We start from the raw sequence: 15483 nt of genomic DNA, 5'->3' as shown, positions 1-15483 counted from the left end.
GCTGCCCGGTGCTGTGTTTCAGTCGTTGTTCTGGCTGGCGCGGAAACCGAAAAGCTCCCGGCGTTGCTTCTTGGTCGGCTTTCCGTCGGTGGTCACACCCAGATTGCCGGCCTTGCGCTGAGCGACAGCGTTCTCGCGCCTGGCGATGCTATCGGGTGTCTCGTGATACAGCGTCTGAGCCTCCGGTGCGCCACGCCGAACGATGGACAGAGCCTCGACCACTACGGTGCGGTCGTCGAAACCCATGCGAATCTGAAACTCGTCACCGATACGAGGCTCCTTGCCGGGCTTGCAACGCTCGCCGCGACAGTGCACCTTGCCGCTTTCGATCGCCGCCTTGGCCAGTGCACGAGTTTTGAAAAAGCGCGCTGCCCACAGCCATTTATCCAGGCGGACCTTATCGTCTTCTTCCATCTTTTGTGCCATTTGAATTCCTCATGCGTGTGGCAGTCTTAACGTTATCCGGCTGATCAGGAAACGTGACGGCCTGCAGTTGCTGATCTATAGCTATCAAGAACATGAAGTAACCGATCCTTGCTTGTCAAAATCCGCTATTCATCATTTTATGGCCCTGACCTCACATGGAGTGCGATGTGACAGATTTTCCAACTTCGTTGACCTCCCCCAAAAAGGGGTGTGAGGGCTGCACCGGCAGTCCGGAACTGGGCTTTTCGTTTGATTATGCCTATCAACCCATCGTCAACCTGCATGACCAGTCGATCTTTGCCCATGAAGCGCTGGTCCGGGGCCCGAATGGTGAAGGCGCGATGTCGGTGCTGAAACAGGTCACCGACCAGAACCGCTACCGCTTTGATCAGACCTGCCGGACTACAGCCATCGCCGGCGCTGCGAGACTGGGCATGACCGAACGTTTATCGATCAACTTTTTGCCCAATGCCGTGTATCGTCCCGAGCTGTGTATCCGTAGCACGCTGGAAGCGGCCAAGCTGCATGACTTTCCTATCGAGCGGTTGATTTTCGAAACCATCGAAAGCGAACATGTCTGCAACAACGGCCATTTGAGCAACATCCTGCGCGAATACCGGGAGTTCGGTTTCATGACCGCCATCGACGATTTCGGTGCCGGCTATTCCGGCCTGACGCTGCTGGCTGATTTCCAGCCCGATCTGATAAAACTCGACATGCACCTGATTCGCGACATTCACCGTGATCGCGCACGTCAGGCCATTGTTCGTGGCGTTGTCACAATGTGTACGGACTTGGGGATTAAGCTCATCGCCGAAGGTATCGAACACATTGAAGAGCGGGATTTTCTGGCTGATTGCGGCATCTCCCTGATGCAAGGCTATTTGTTCGCCAAACCTGCATTCAAAGCCCTGGCTCAGGTAGCACCCGAGGCCTGGCAGAAGTCTTGAACAGTACGGAATCGCATTGAAGACATTCGATCATCTGACAGTCATCGGCCTACGCGAGTGGGTGGCGCTTCCCGATCTGGGGGTGGCTGGCCTGCGGGCAAAAATCGATACCGGTGCGAGCACGTCAAGTCTGCACGCCACGGAAATCGAACCTTTTGAACGCAATGGGCAGAAATGGGTGCGCTTTAACGCGCATCTGGGCACTGTGGTTCAGTTGCGGCATCGTCGCTGCGAAGCGCAACTGGTCGCCATGAAAACCATTAAAAGCTCCAACGGTCAGGCGCAGGTGCGCTATGTCATTCGCACCACGCTGGCCCTGGGTGATCTTATCTGGCCGGTGGAATTCACACTGGCCTGCCGCAAGTCGATGCGTTATCGGCTGCTGCTCGGCTCCAAGGCTCTGATCGACGGCCAGCTGGTGGTCAATCCGGGCATAACTTATGTACAAGACAAGCCGGTGTTCCCGGCCTCTACTTCCTCAGGTGTTGCATGAAGATCGCTGTGCTTTCGCGTAATCCGCGTCTGTATTCCACCCGTCGTCTGGTCGAAGCTGGCATTGAGCGTGGCCATGAGATGGTGGTGATCGACACCCTGCGCGCCTATATGAACATCGCCAGCCACAAGCCGCAGATCCACTACCGCGGCAAACCTCTGGAGGGCTTCGATGCGGTGATCCCGCGCATCGGTGCTTCGGTGACTTTCTATGGCTGTGCGGTGTTGCGTCAGTTTGAAATGATGGGCGTGTTTCCGCTCAATGAATCGGTCGCCATTGCCCGTTCGCGGGACAAGCTGCGCTCGCTGCAACTCCTGTCACGCCGGGGTATCGGTTTGCCGGTCACCGGTTTCGCTCACTCGCCCGACGATATTCCCGACCTGATACAGATGGTCAATGGCGCGCCCCTGGTCATCAAGGTGCTCGAAGGTACTCAGGGGATCGGCGTGGTGCTGTGCGAAACGGCCACGGCGGCCGAATCGGTGATCGAAGCTTTCATGGGCCTCAAGCAGGACATCATGGTTCAGGAATACATCAAGGAAGCGGGCGGCGCCGACATCCGCTGCTTCGTGGTCGGTGACAAGGTCATCGCCTCGATGAAACGTCAGGCCAAACCGGGCGAGTTCCGCTCCAACCTGCACCGCGGCGGCAGCGCCAGTCTGATCAAGATCACACCTGAGGAGCGCATGACTGCGTTGCGTGCAGCCAAGGTCATGGGGCTGAGCGTGGCGGGTGTGGATATCCTGCGTTCCAATCACGGTCCCTTGGTGATGGAGGTCAACTCCTCGCCTGGTCTGGAAGGCATTGAAGTGACCACCAGCAAGGACGTGGCCGGGATGATCATCGAGTACCTCGAGAAGAACAGCGGCCCGCACATGACCCGTACCAAAGGAAAAGGCTGACGGTTCTGCCCCTCGTTTAGATTGCTCAGGCTGGCGTTCTGTCTGCGGACAGACCGGCCTGGGCATTCAGTTACCGTACATCAGGTAAATAGGTCTGGCAGTCGATCCCGGGCCGCAGTATCCCGTCTTCTATCCCGTATCTCCCTGTTCAGCCTAAGGCGACGTAATAGCCAGCTTCGCGCCGAATAGCCATCCTCCTGTGTTACATAAATCAACACATTTTTCCCGTATTTGTATGCCGATCATGCATGAGGTAGTCGTTTACGGCATTAGACGTATACGCGCGCCATGGGAATAGTTGCGACTTTTTTCGCCTGCTACAGAGCCGGGATGCTCGTCTGCGGTGACCTTCTCGGGACATTTCCAAAGGGAGCTCCTGCCCCGAAACTGCTGTGAAAAAGCATGTTCGGCTCGCGGGTTTTGGACTTGCCCAAGCCACTTTGAACAAGGGTAATAATATGAAGAAGGCAAAGCTGAGTCTGGCCTGGCAGATTCTGATCGGACTGGTACTGGGTATCGCCGTGGGGGCGCTACTCAATCATTTCAGCGCAGAAAAGGCCTGGTGGATCACTAACATCCTGCAGCCAGCGGGCGATATCTTCATCCGTCTGATCAAGATGATCGTTATCCCTATCGTTGTCGCCTCTCTGATCGTCGGCATCGCCGGCGTGGGCGATGCCAAGAAGCTGGGGCGTATCGGTCTCAAGACCATTCTCTATTTCGAAGTCGTGACCACTATCGCGATTCTGGTGGGCCTGGTCCTGGCCAACGTGTTCCATCCGGGCACTGGCATCGACATGAGTACGCTGGGCACCGTCGATATCTCCAAGTATCAGCAGACGACTGCCGAAGTTCAGCACGATCACGCGTTTATCGCGACCATTCTCAACCTGATCCCGTCCAACATCTTCGCTGCCATGGCGCGTGGCGAGATGCTGCCGATCATCTTCTTTTCAGTGCTGTTCGGTCTGGGGCTTTCCAGTCTGCAGGCCGAGGTCCGTGAGCCGCTGGTGAAACTGTTTCAGGGCGTTTCGGAAACCATGTTCAAGGTCACTCACATGATCATGAACTATGCGCCGATCGGCGTGTTTGCCCTGATTGCGGTGACCGTAGCGAACTTCGGCTTCGCCTCTCTGCTGCCGCTCGCCAAGCTGGTGATTCTGGTTTACGTGGCCATCGCCTTCTTCGCCTTTGTGGTGCTTGGGCTGATCGCCCGTGCATTCGGTTTTTCGGTCATCAGGCTGATGCGCATCTTCAAGGACGAGCTGATTCTGTCCTACTCCACCGCCAGCTCCGAAACCGTACTGCCACGCGTGATCCAGAAGATGGAAGCCTATGGCGCACCGAAGGCGATCTGCAGCTTCGTGGTGCCCACGGGCTACTCGTTCAACCTTGACGGTTCGACGCTCTATCAGAGCATCGCAGCAATCTTCATCGCTCAGTTGTACGGCATCGACCTGTCGATTGGCGCGCAATTGATGCTGGTACTCACCCTGATGGTCACCTCCAAAGGCATCGCGGGTGTACCGGGGGTTTCCTTTGTCGTGCTGCTGGCGACACTGGGCAGCGCCGGTATTCCACTGGAAGGCCTGGCTTTCATCGCCGGTGTCGACCGGATCATGGACATGGCGCGTACCGCATTGAACGTGATCGGCAACGCGCTGGCAGTGCTGGTCATCTCGCGCTGGGAAGGCATGTATGACGATGAAAAGGGCGAGCGCTACTGGGAATCCCTGCCGCACTGGCGCAGCAAAGAGCCTGTGCCACTGCGCCAGCCTGCCGCAGAGTAACGGCCATCGTTCCTCATGCGTGGGCGTGAGGAACGAGCTGCCTTAGCTATCTGCCCGCTGCACGCGAGCCATGAACGCCGGCCAGTCAGCCTCTCTGTCAGCGGCTACTTGCTGAACGTTCGGGCTCAAGGCCAGCTGCTCCTGCAGGGCTCGCGCAGCGGGCATGTCCTCCAGCAGGTCCAGCCCGAACAGTCGCTCGCCGACCTGTTGCGCCAGATCGACGCTGTACAGAAAGTAGATATCGGCAACGGTGAAATGCTCGCCAGCCACATAGGGGGCAAACAGGCCGCGCTGAGCCAGGGCGGCGAAACCTTTGATCAGATCGCGACGTGCCTTGGCCTTGAGGTCGGGCGGCGTCGGTCTGCCACCAAAAATCACCTCCGCATAGCACATGCGTGCCGGCAGCTCGATGTACAACTCGATTTCCTTGGCGATGGTCCATACCTGAGCGCGTGCGAAGGCGCTGTCGGGCAGCAGTGGCCGGTCCGGTGAGGTTTCCTCTATATAGCGCAGAATCACGTCGGTCTCACTGATGAAGCCCTCCGCCGTTCCGAGGACGGGCACCTTGCCGCGGGCGCTGACAGCCAGCACCTCAGGGCTCTGACAGCCAAACAGCGGCACCACCTGAAAGGGCAGTCGCTTCTCCAGCAGCGCCAGCTTGACCATATTGAAGTAGTTGCTTGCGGCGAATCCATAAAGCGTCAGCATCGTCGGCCTCCTCAGCCTCCATCCTGGTAATTGACGGGCTGCACGCTACCGGGCTGACTCTATCTTTCAGTGACTTGGGTCATTTCCCGGCAGTTTTAGGAAGCGTCCTACACATGACCATTCGGGCTGGCAGGACTGCCCGATTGCAGGATTCCGGGTAGACTGCCCGCCTTACCTGAGGAGTGACCATGACCGACGACATCGATAATGACGAAGAAGACTTTGCTGCCTCGACCCTGATCGAAGCCATCGAGAACCAGATCGAAGCCGGTAATCCGCCAGCAGCCAGAGCGGTCTTCAACATGCTGACCCTGGTGAACTATGAGCGTGAAGATATTCTTGAAATGATGGCCCATGTGCTGGCCATCGAGATCGATGCCTTGCTGGAGCAGGACCGCCCGTTCGACACGCAATGGTATGAAGCAGCACTGCGCGCCCTGCCTGACCTGCCGCCGGAAAAGTAACCCTGCGGTCAGAGCGTGACAGCAAGATATATGCTGCAAACACTTCAGACGCTGACTACACTGCAAATGCCCCGCTGCCGCTTGATCCTCCGGGGCCACACGCCAAACCGGCTTTAACGGTCACCCAGAACCGACGAGCGCAGATCGGACACGTCGATTCCAGAGCACACCCGCCAGCCGGCGAGGTCGTACTACTACAAAAAAGTCTGGAGTACCTATGTCGTATACCCCTGAGTTGGTTGCCGAACTGGAAATCCTTGCACTGTTCAATCTGGGAAACACCCAGGAAGGCCTCAAAGTCCATCATGTAGCGGCGCCCACGGCCGTCGCGGCAGCACAAAGACTCTTCGACAAAGGGCTGACGACCCAGGTCGATGGCGGTTATCTGACCAGCCTCGGGCTTGAGGCCGCGCAACATGCCCAATCATTGCTGACCATCCTCAACGTCTCCAGGCAAGCCGCCTGAATGTCGCAGGGCCTGCGCACAAAAAAGCGTGGCAGGCCCTTCACTTATCCGAGCGCCAGTCGATACAGGACGTTGGCGCCAGAATAACCATCCGACCGAATCCGCTTCTCTCGGCTGCAAACCTTCTCCGCCATCTTTCTAGGTAATTCCACGCCTGCCCAGGCCAGATGCCTTGAGTTGCGATGACGCGTAATCCTGAAATTCGCCCCGACCTGGATGAGGGCATCGACCGCAAGGTTCTCAGCCAGTTGCGTAACCGTTTCCTGTCGCTCAACGACGGGCGGTACGCGCGTGCGCTGGAAGGCATGTCGACCCGCCAGCAAAGCGTTCTGACCCTGCTGCCGTTGTTCTTTCACGTCAACCATCCGCTGTTGCCCGGTTATGTTTCCGGCAGCACGCCTGCCGGTGTCTCGCACTACGAGCCGGACACGCTGGCCCTGGCCGAGGCACAGCGGCTGACGCGCTCCTTTTCCTACAAGGCCCGGCACGGCAACCCGCCCCAGCCGATTCATGGCCTGTTTCTGATGGGCAGCCTCGGCACGCTGGCTCAGGCCGAACAAAGCGATATGGATGTCTGGGTCTGCCACGACAGTGAGCTGGAGCCGGAGGCCATCGCCGACCTGCGCAAGAAGTGCCAGGCACTCGAGGCCTGGGCTGCGACGATGGGCGCAGAGGCGCATTTCTTTCTGATCGACCCACAGCGTTTCAAGAGCGGCGAGCGCGATTCGCAGCTCAGCTCGGACGACTGCGGGACGACCCAGCATTACCTGTTGCTTGACGAGTTTTACCGCACCGCGATCTGGCTCGCCGGGCGCACCCCGATGTGGTGGCTGGTGCCGGTCTATGAAGAGCAGAATTACGAGGATTACACCTACACCCTGCTGAGCAAACGCTTCATCCGCGCCAGCGAGGTGCTCGATCTCGGCCCGATGTCGCACATTCCCCCGGCCGAGTTCATCGGTGCCGGATTGTGGCAGTTGTTCAAAGGCATCGAGTCGCCCTACAAGTCTGTGCTCAAGCTGTTGTTGATCGAGGTCTATTCCAGCGAGCATCCTCGCGTTCAGTGCCTGAGCCTGCGTTTCAAGCAAGCGGTGTTCGCTAACCAGGCGGACCTGGATGAACTGGACCCTTACGTGGTCGTATACCGGCGCATCGAGGAACATCTGCAAGCACGCAACGAGCCGGAGCGCCTGGAGCTGGTGCGGCGCAGCCTGTACCTGAAGGTCAACAAGAAGCTCACCGGGTCAACGCGTTTGCGCAACGTCGGCTGGCAGCGCCAGTTGCTGGAACGCCTGACGACGGAATGGGGTTGGGACGAGCGACAACTGGCGCTGCTCGACAGCCGCAGTCAGTGGAAAGTCCGCCAGGTGGCCGGCGAACGCCGCGCACTGGTCAACGAGCTTAATTACAGCTATCGCTTTCAGAGCCGATTTGCCAAAACGCAAAGCACTGCCGATGCGCTCAATGCCCGCGACCTGACCATTCTGGGGCGGCGTCTGTATGCAGCTTTTGAACGCAAGGCGGGCAAGGTCGAGTTCATCAACCCGGGCATCGCCCCTGACCTTGCCGAAGATACGCTGACGCTGGTGCATTCGCCCGACAAGCGCGAGCCAGGCAAGCACCAGTGGGCCTTGTATAACGGCAATCTGGGCATTCACGAGTGGCCGAATTACTCGCCACTCAAACGCAGCCGGGAATTGCTTGAGCTGCTGACCTGGTGCCACCGCAATACCGTGATCGACAGCACCACCCGCGTGGCATTGCACCCGGGCACCAGTGACCTGAGCGAGTTCGAGCTGTTCAACCTGATGGGCGCCTTGCAGCAGAGCATTCAACTGCCACTGCCCGAGGTCAGCGATGAGGCGTTGCTGATGCCCTGCACGCCCAGTGAAATACTGCTGTTGATCAATGTCGGCGTCGATCCGCTCAGGCATCACCGCGACCTCAATATTCTGATGACCACCGAGCGCACCGACTCGCTCAGTTACGCGGGTGTCCGGGAAAATCTGGTGCTGACGCTGGACCAGATCACCCTCAATACCTGGAACGAAACCCTGGTCAGCCGTTACGACGGCCCGCACGCTCTGCTCGACTGCATGAGCGAGCTGCTCGGCAGCCTGCCGCAGAGCGGTAAACAGCCGCAGATTCACGTGCGTTGCTTCTGCCATAACCGCGCACCCGCTATTGCCCAGCGTGTCGAAGAGCTGATCGGCACGGCGCGGTTGTTACTGGAGAGGCGGCTCAATCACCGTTACCTGATTCAGGTGCAGCAGCAGTATCACGTGCTGGAGATGAAGCCGGGTCAGATCGGTCATGTGGTGATCAACAGCCTGCCCGGGCTGTTCAAGTATCTGGGTGAACAGCTGTCGTCATACAGCCCGCTGCACCTGGACCCGCAGGCACTCGATGACCACGATCTGGCCCTGATCCTGCCGCTTGGCCAGCCTGAGTGCATTCAGGTGTTCTATCGGGTCAACGAGCCGGATGCTGATCTGTACGTGCTCGACGAACACAATTCGCTCTGGCACCAGCGTCTGCCGTATCACGATGAACAGAGCCTGCTGGTGCCGCTGCAGCGCTTTCTTCACGCGCTGGTTTATCGCCGGGGCGCTTCATTGCCACTGGATGATCCGTCCGCGCCGGTGACGCTGGAAGCCCTCTACTATCAGATGCTGCCCTCCGGCGCGGGGCCTGCCCGACGTGTCGAGCATCGACCGGCGCCGACCGCGGCGGACAAGGCGTTCTACGACGTGCAGGCAATCATCGAAGAAACCTCGCCAGGGCAACTGAACGCCACCCTCTACTGCGACAACAACGAGTTTTCCGAACTGGAATACGGCGATCGACTGTACGCCGCCGTCGCGCAACAAATCCTCGGCAAACGCCTGGAGCTCCAGCGCTATCGCTGTTACATCACCGACCTGGACCTGTCCGGGCTGCTGGACGGCAAGCACGGGCAAAGCATCCTCTTCCTGCGCCACAAGGCCGAGCTGGAAAAACTGCTGAACGAGGCGATGGGTCAGGCCTGACGTACAGCATTGGCACGATAGGTTTTCTGCGAAGCGCCCGTTCCGCACGCTCCAGCGTGGGAATGCAGTTCTGGACGCTCTGGGTCCACTTCCGGAGCTGTGACGCCGGAGCGTCACGCACTGCATGCCAACGCGGAGCATTGGCACGACAGGTATTCTGCGGGGCGCCTCTCGTTCCTCACGCTCCGCGTGGGAATGCAGTTCTGGACGCTCTGCGTCCGCTCCTGAATCCGGAGGCGTTCTACGGATGCAGCGCCTTTGATTACTCGTACTCGCCCGCCGCTTCCGGCTGATATTCAACCGCCAGCAAGGTCAGTTTCAGGGTCTTGCCGCCCGGTGCAGGCCAGTCGATGTGTTGGCCGATTTGCAGACCCAGCAGCGCCGAACCCATTGGCGCCAGGACCGAGACGGTGCCGTCCGCGCCCGCATCCTGTGGATAAACCAGTTTGAGGTGGTAGTCCTTGCCACTGACTTCTTCGCGGCAATGCACACGCGAATTCATGGTCACAACGCCCGCAGGCACTTCGTCGTGGCCAACCACCTGGTCGGCGCGGTCCAGTTCGGCTTGCAACGCCTGGATACCCGGCGCGTCTTCGTCCTGGCTGGCGATAAAACTCTCAAGACGCTGTACGTCGAGTCGGGTAAGGATGATCGAAGGTGCTGTGGTCATGGTCTGGGCAGACTCCTTTATTCTCCATGAATAAAACAAAACCCCACCAATTGGCGGGGTTTGACGAGCCTCTTGTCTGCAGAGGCAAGGTCTGACCCTAACACAGCGCAATAAATACACAACCCGACGCGGTTTCAGCCAGCGGCCTGGTCAACCTCGGCGCGGGCTCGACGCTGATCGGCTTCATGGCGAATCTGGCGGCGCCGGTCGTCATCGGCCGAGCGCCATTCGCGGATGTCTTCGACATGACGGAAGCACCCCAGGCAAACCTTCTGCTCATCGAGCCGACACAGGCTGATACACGGAGAGGCTACTGCCGGGCTGACGTTGCTGAAAAGCGGCTTGGGCGGTCGAACGGGGGACTGGCTCACGATCAGATCTCGTCGAAATCCAGTTCAACACCAGCCTGCTCGACGGTAAAGCGCTCCAGCATCTCGCTCAGCAGCTCATCACTGGAATCGCAGGCCCAGCACTGATTCTCTTCGTCGTAGTCGAAGTGAAAACCACCCGATTTGGCGGCCAGCCACAGCTGGCGCAGGGGCTCCTGACGGCTGAAGATAAGCTGCGTGCCGCCTTCAAACTTGACGGTCAGTACACCGGCCGAGTTTTCCAGGTCCACATCCAGACCACTCTCGTCGAATACGTCTTCGATATTCTGCTGAGTCGCATCGACCAGATCGTGAAAGCGCGCTTCGGTCAAACTCATTACGGAAACCTCGATAATTGCCTGCTGATGGCGCAGACGGGCAAGATACGGACGCAGGCAGGCAAATGCAAAGCTTACCCAACATTGGCGATGCACGAGCACTTTAATCCCGATCAACCATAGCTCTGCTGCGGCTTTCGCGCCAAAGGCCCGCCAGACGGGACGCCGCTCGCATAGGCAAGGTGCCGGGTGGTCGGTATACTCGGGCGCAATTAATGCTTTTACAAAGGATTTCGCCATGAAGCGCCTGATCTCTTCGCTTGCTGCGCTTGTCGCGGTCGCGTGTCTTGTTACAGCCTGTGGCCAGAAAGGCCCGCTGTACCTGCCGGATGACACCAAAACCCCGGAAGAACAAGCCAAATCGCAATCGCACAAGCACCTTTAAGGGAACTCCATGGACGCCTTCAACTACCGCGACGGTGAGCTGTTCGCGGAAGGGGTAGCCTTGTCCGGCATTGCCGAGCGCTTCGGCACGCCGACCTATGTCTACTCGCGCGCTCATATCGAAGCGCAATACCGTGCCTACGCCGATGCGCTGAGCGGCATGCCGCACATGGTCTGCTTCGCCGTAAAAGCCAACTCCAACCTGGGTGTACTCAATGTCCTGGCGCGCCTTGGCGCCGGTTTCGACATCGTTTCGCGTGGCGAGCTGGAGCGTGTGCTGGCGGCGGGTGGCAAAGCCGAAAGGATCGTCTTTTCCGGTGTCGGCAAGACCCGCGAAGACATGCGTCGGGCCCTTGAAGTCGGCGTGCACTGCTTCAACGTAGAATCCACCGACGAGCTGGAGCGCCTGCAGGAAGTCGCTGCCGAACTCAATGTTCGTGCGCCGATATCGCTGCGGGTCAATCCGGACGTGGATGCAGGCACTCACCCCTACATCTCCACGGGCCTCAAGGAAAACAAGTTCGGCATCGCCATTGCCGCAGCGGAAGACGTGTACATTCGCGCCTCGCAGTTGCCGAACCTGGAAGTGATCGGGGTCGACTGCCATATCGGCTCGCAACTGACCACGCTCGAACCGTTCATCGATGCGCTGGATCGACTGCTGGATCTGGTAGATCGTCTGGGCGACTGCGGCATTCACCTGCACCACATCGATCTGGGGGGCGGTCTTGGCGTGCGTTATCGCGACGAAGAGCCTCCGCTGGCGGCCGATTACATCAAGGCCGTGCGCGAGCGCCTGGCCGGTCGCGACCTGGGGCTGCTGTTCGAACCGGGACGCTTCATCGTCGCCAACGCGGGCACGCTGCTGACCCGTGTCGAATACCTCAAGCACACCGAGCACAAGGATTTCGCCATCGTCGATGCGGCGATGAACGATCTGATCCGGCCTGCGCTTTATCAGGCCTGGATGGAGGTCACCGCGGTGCGTCCGCGTGACAGCGAACCTCGTGCTTACGATATCGTCGGGCCGATCTGCGAGACCGGCGATTTCCTCGCCAAGGGTCGCGAACTGGCGCTGGCCGAGGGCGATCTGCTGGCCGTCCATTCAGCCGGTGCCTATGGTTTCGTCATGAGCTCGAACTACAACACCCGTGGCCGTGCCGCCGAGGTACTGGTCGACGGTTCCCAGGCTTTTGAAGTGCGTCGTCGCGAAACCGTGGCCGAGCTGTTCGCTGGCGAAAGCCTGCTGCCGGAGTAATCCCCATGCTGCTGCGTTTTACCAAGATGCACGGGCTGGGTAACGACTTCATGGTCCTGGACCTTGTCAGTCAGCACGCGCATATCTTGCCCAAGCACGCCAAACAATGGGGCGACCGCCACACCGGTATCGGTTTCGATCAGCTTTTGCTGGTCGAGGCGCCGAACAACCCGGATGTGGACTTTCGCTATCGAATCTTCAATTCCGACGGCTCCGAAGTCGAACAATGCGGCAACGGCGCACGCTGCTTTGCCCGTTTTGTGCTCGACAAGCGCCTGACCGCCAAGAAGCAGATACGCGTCGAGACCAAGAGCGGCATCATCGAACTGGATATCCGCAGCGACGGGCAGATCAGCGTCGATATGGGGCCGCCAAGGTTTGTACCCGAAGAGATACCCTTCGAAGCGGCGGAACAGGCCAGCTGTTACACCGTTGACGTCGACGGGCAGAATATCGAAATGGCGGCTGTGTCCATGGGCAATCCGCACGCCGTGCTGCGGGTCGATGACATCAATAACGCACCGGTGCATGCGCTGGGGCCGAAGATCGAGCATCACCCGCGCTTTCCGGCCCGGGTCAACGTCGGCTTTCTCCACGTTGTGGACCGCCAGCGTGCGCAGTTGCGTGTCTGGGAACGCGGTGCCGGGGAAACCCAGGCGTGCGGTACCGGTGCCTGTGCGGCGGCTGTGGCTGCCATCAGTCAGGGCTGGATGGATTCGCCGTTGCTGATCGACCTGCCCGGCGGTCGCCTGTCCATCGAATGGGCTGGGCCGGGACATTCTGTCATGATGACCGGCCCCGCAGTCAGGGTTTATGAAGGCCAAGTTCGTCTTTGAGTGAGTAAGTACCATGACCGATAAACCTCCCGCTTCAACAGGCACCCCCTGCGAATCGCCTGTCGATAGCGCAGCGCCAGACCTTGAAGCAGAGGCGGTCATCGCCTTCCTGCTCGAGCACCCGGACTTCTTCGCCGAGCACGACGAGCTGCTGGTGTCGATGCGCATCCCGCATCAGCGTGGTGACACCGTTTCGCTGGTCGAGCGTCAGCTCAAGCTGCTGCGCGAGCGCAATATCGAAATGCGCCATCGCCTGTCGCAATTGATGGACGTCGCACGGGACAATGACCGCCTGTTCGAAAAGACCCGACGCCTGAACCTCGCGCTGATGGATGCGACCAGCCTGGAAGAGCTGGTCATCGCCGTCGAAGACAGCCTGCGTCAGGACTTTCAGGTGCCCTTCGTCAGTCTGATCCTGTTCAGCGACAGCCCGATGCCGGTGGGTCGCTGGGTCAGCGGTGCCGAAGCACAGAAAGCCATCGGCGGCCTGATTGGCGAGAAGATCATCTGCGGCGCCCTGCGTGAGCATGAACTGGCGTTTCTGTTTGGTGCAGAACAAGGCAAGGAAGTCGGTTCGACTGCCATCGCCAGCCTCAATCATCTGGGCCTGCATGGCGTGCTGGCCATCGGCAGCCGTGATCCGCAGCATTACAAAAGCTCGGTTGGCACCCTGTTTCTCAGTTATATCGCCGACGTGCTGAGCCGCCTGCTGCCGCGCTTCGCCCACTCATTACGCTCGGTTCGCTAGCCATGGAACAGCATCTGGACGCCTACTGCGTGCACCTGCGCAGTGAGCGCCAGGTGTCGCCCCATACGCTGGAAGCCTACCGACGCGATCTCGGCAAGGTTCTGGCGTATTGCCAGAAGGCACAGTTGTCGAGCTGGAGTGACCTGGATATTCAGCACCTGCGCAGCTTCACTGCCCGCCAGCATCAGCAGGGCCAGTCTTCACGCAGTCTGGCGCGGATGCTGTCAGCGGTGCGCGGCTTCTACAAGTACCTCAATCGCGAAGGTATCTGCCAGCACGACCCGGCAAACGGACTGTCACCGCCCAAGGGTGAGCGGCGCCTGCCCAAGACCCTGGACACCGACCGCACCGCGCAATTGCTGGACGGCGGCGTTGAAGATGATTTTCTGGCGCACCGTGACCAAGCCATCCTGGAACTGCTGTACTCGTCAGGACTGCGCCTGTCCGAGCTGACCGGCCTGAATCTGGACCAGCTGGACCTGCGCGACGGGCTGGTGCAGGTGCTGGGCAAGGGCAGCAAGACCCGCGTATTGCCGGTGGGCAGCAAGGCGCGTCAGGCACTGGAAGTCTGGCTGCCGTTACGCGCGCTGACCAATCCGCAGGACGACGCGGTATTTGTCAGCCAGCAAGGCAAGCGCCTTGGCCCGCGTGCGATTCAGGTGCGACTCAAGGCGGCCGGTGAGCGGGAACTGGGGCAGAATCTGCATCCGCACATGCTGCGGCATTCCTTCGCCAGCCATCTGCTTGAATCGTCACAGGACTTGCGCGCCGTGCAGGAGCTGCTGGGTCATGCGGATATCAAGACCACGCAGATATACACGCACCTGGACTTCCAGCATTTGGCTACTGTTTATGACAGCGCCCATCCCCGAGCCAAACGTAAAGGAGCTGCAGATGATTAAGCTGGTGACGTTTGATCTTGACGACACGCTCTGGGACACAGCCCCTGCCATTGCCGGTGCCGAGGTCACACTGCGTGACTGGCTGGGCGAACACGCGCCCAGGCTGGGGGCGGTTCCTGTCGAGCACCTGTGGGAAATCCGCTCGCGTCTGGTGGCCGAAGACCCGTCCTTCAAACACCGCATCAGCGCCTTGCGACGCCGCGTACTGTTCCATGCGCTCGAAGATGCCGGCTACGACCCGGACGAGGCGCAGGACCTGGCCGACCGGGGCTTTGAAGTCTTCCTGCAGGGACGCCATCAGGTACAGATTTTCCCTGAGGTGCAACCGATGCTGGAAATTCTCGCCAAGACCTTCACGCTCGGCGTGATTACCAATGGCAATGCCGATGTGCGTCGTTTGGGGCTGGCGGACTACTTTGCCTTCGCGCTGTGCGCCGAGGACCTGGGTATCGGCAAGCCGGATCCGGCACCGTTCGTGGAGGCGCTTCGCCGCGCAAGGGTCGATGCCGGCTCGGCGGTGCATGTCGGTGACCACCCCAGGGACGACATCGCAGGTGCCCAGCAGGCTGGCATGCGCGCCATCTGGTACAACCCGCAAGGCAAGGCCTGGGATGCGGATCGACTGCCGGATGCCGAGATCCACAACCTGTCGCAACTGCCAGAGGTGCTGGCGCGCTGGGCCTGAAAGCTCACTGACAGGCGCGCATAGAAAAGCCCGCAGCGACGGCGGGCTTTTCTCATACAGTCATGC

18 protein-coding genes are annotated in these 15483 nt (G+C 59.6%); 13 read left to right on the top strand and 5 right to left on the bottom strand.

The genetic code is table 11. From position 1 onward, the window contains the following. Window positions 1–18: 18 nt before the first annotated feature. Window positions 19–426 (bottom strand): RNA-binding S4 domain-containing protein, encoded by a 408-nt coding sequence (locus BLR20_RS25630; protein WP_010436299.1) that lies wholly within the window; start codon window positions 424–426, stop codon window positions 19–21. 167 nt (window positions 427–593) lie between these two features. On the opposite strand from BLR20_RS25630, the gene rimA reads away from it, so the two are divergent. The 4 genes from rimA (at window position 594) to gltP (ending at window position 4561) form a co-directional block, all read left to right on the top strand. Next, window positions 594–1376: a S6 modification regulatory phosphodiesterase RimA gene (rimA, locus tag BLR20_RS25625; protein WP_010436302.1), complete on the top strand. Its 783-nt coding sequence runs from the start codon at window positions 594–596 to the stop codon at window positions 1374–1376. A 16-nt stretch (window positions 1377–1392) separates the two neighbouring features. Next, complete coding sequence (gene rimB, locus BLR20_RS25620; protein ID WP_010436304.1) at window positions 1393–1869, top strand: retropepsin-like aspartic endopeptidase RimB; 477 nt, start codon at window positions 1393–1395, stop codon at window positions 1867–1869. Then, a complete protein-coding gene (gene rimK, locus BLR20_RS25615) occupies window positions 1866–2771 on the top strand; it encodes a 30S ribosomal protein S6--L-glutamate ligase (RefSeq protein WP_003318100.1) in 906 nt (301 codons plus the stop codon). Before rimB ends, rimK begins: the two co-directional genes overlap by 4 nt. Before the next feature lie 458 nt (window positions 2772–3229). Next, window positions 3230–4561 carry a glutamate/aspartate:proton symporter GltP gene (gene gltP / locus BLR20_RS25610; protein WP_010436307.1) on the top strand — a complete coding sequence of 444 codons (1332 nt, stop codon included), beginning with the start codon at window positions 3230–3232 and terminating at the stop codon, window positions 4559–4561. 42 nt (window positions 4562–4603) lie between these two features. Here the strand turns inward: gltP and BLR20_RS25605 are convergent, their stop codons facing one another. Next, window positions 4604–5269, bottom strand: a complete 666-nt coding sequence (locus tag BLR20_RS25605) for a glutathione S-transferase family protein (RefSeq protein ID WP_054994030.1) — start codon at window positions 5267–5269, stop codon at window positions 4604–4606. A 188-nt stretch (window positions 5270–5457) separates the two neighbouring features. On the opposite strand from BLR20_RS25605, the gene BLR20_RS25600 reads away from it, so the two are divergent. The 3 genes from BLR20_RS25600 to BLR20_RS25590 all read left to right on the top strand — a co-directional run bounded on the left by BLR20_RS25600 (window position 5458) and on the right by BLR20_RS25590 (window position 9228). Next, on the top strand, window positions 5458–5733 hold the full coding sequence (locus tag BLR20_RS25600) for a hypothetical protein (RefSeq protein WP_003344493.1): 276 nt from the start codon (window positions 5458–5460) through the stop codon (window positions 5731–5733). A 217-nt stretch (window positions 5734–5950) separates the two neighbouring features. Further along, window positions 5951–6199: a TIGR02647 family protein gene (locus BLR20_RS25595; protein ID WP_003344490.1), complete on the top strand. Its 249-nt coding sequence runs from the start codon at window positions 5951–5953 to the stop codon at window positions 6197–6199. Between the two features lie 182 nt (window positions 6200–6381). Beyond that, complete coding sequence (locus BLR20_RS25590; RefSeq protein ID WP_054994029.1) at window positions 6382–9228, top strand: class I adenylate cyclase; 2847 nt, start codon at window positions 6382–6384, stop codon at window positions 9226–9228. A gap of 262 nt (window positions 9229–9490) precedes the next feature. Here BLR20_RS25590 and rnk read toward each other — a convergent pair whose 3' ends face one another. The 3 genes from rnk to cyaY all read right to left on the bottom strand — a co-directional run bounded on the left by rnk (window position 9491) and on the right by cyaY (window position 10604). Continuing rightward, the gene (gene rnk / locus BLR20_RS25585) at window positions 9491–9898 is read right to left on the bottom strand and encodes a nucleoside diphosphate kinase regulator (protein ID WP_003344485.1); all 408 of its coding nucleotides are present in this window, start codon (window positions 9896–9898) and stop codon (window positions 9491–9493) included. A gap of 134 nt (window positions 9899–10032) precedes the next feature. Continuing rightward, window positions 10033–10269 (bottom strand): DUF1289 domain-containing protein, encoded by a 237-nt coding sequence (locus BLR20_RS25580; protein WP_003318094.1) that lies wholly within the window; start codon window positions 10267–10269, stop codon window positions 10033–10035. A 2-nt stretch (window positions 10270–10271) separates the two neighbouring features. Beyond that, entirely contained in the window at window positions 10272–10604 is a 333-nt protein-coding gene (gene cyaY, locus BLR20_RS25575; RefSeq protein ID WP_010438629.1) for an iron donor protein CyaY, read from the bottom strand. Between the two features lie 238 nt (window positions 10605–10842). On the opposite strand from cyaY, the gene lptM reads away from it, so the two are divergent. Genes lptM through BLR20_RS25545 form a run of 6 tightly spaced genes read left to right on the top strand, consistent with a single transcriptional unit; the run spans window position 10843 to window position 15417 of the window. Further along, the gene (gene lptM, locus BLR20_RS25570; protein WP_003377923.1) at window positions 10843–10989 is read left to right on the top strand and encodes an LPS translocon maturation chaperone LptM; all 147 of its coding nucleotides are present in this window, start codon (window positions 10843–10845) and stop codon (window positions 10987–10989) included. A gap of 9 nt (window positions 10990–10998) precedes the next feature. Next, window positions 10999–12246, top strand: a complete 1248-nt coding sequence (gene lysA / locus BLR20_RS25565; RefSeq protein WP_032614178.1) for a diaminopimelate decarboxylase — start codon at window positions 10999–11001, stop codon at window positions 12244–12246. 5 nt (window positions 12247–12251) lie between these two features. Further along, on the top strand, window positions 12252–13082 hold the full coding sequence (gene dapF / locus BLR20_RS25560) for a diaminopimelate epimerase (protein WP_010438623.1): 831 nt from the start codon (window positions 12252–12254) through the stop codon (window positions 13080–13082). 13 nt (window positions 13083–13095) lie between these two features. Continuing rightward, window positions 13096–13830 carry a DUF484 family protein gene (locus BLR20_RS25555; protein ID WP_010438621.1) on the top strand — a complete coding sequence of 245 codons (735 nt, stop codon included), beginning with the start codon at window positions 13096–13098 and terminating at the stop codon, window positions 13828–13830. A gap of 2 nt (window positions 13831–13832) precedes the next feature. Then, window positions 13833–14732: a tyrosine recombinase XerC gene (gene xerC, locus BLR20_RS25550; RefSeq protein ID WP_054994028.1), complete on the top strand. Its 900-nt coding sequence runs from the start codon at window positions 13833–13835 to the stop codon at window positions 14730–14732. Then, window positions 14725–15417 (top strand): HAD family hydrolase, encoded by a 693-nt coding sequence (locus BLR20_RS25545; protein ID WP_032614174.1) that lies wholly within the window; start codon window positions 14725–14727, stop codon window positions 15415–15417. The genes xerC and BLR20_RS25545 overlap by 8 nt, the downstream gene beginning before the upstream one ends. Window positions 15418–15483 lie beyond the last annotated feature (66 nt).

The organism is Pseudomonas congelans (genome assembly GCF_900103225.1).
GTDB classification, from domain to species: Bacteria; Pseudomonadota; Gammaproteobacteria; order Pseudomonadales; family Pseudomonadaceae; genus Aquipseudomonas; species Aquipseudomonas congelans.
This window is presented reverse-complemented; position numbering and strand designations above follow the sequence as displayed.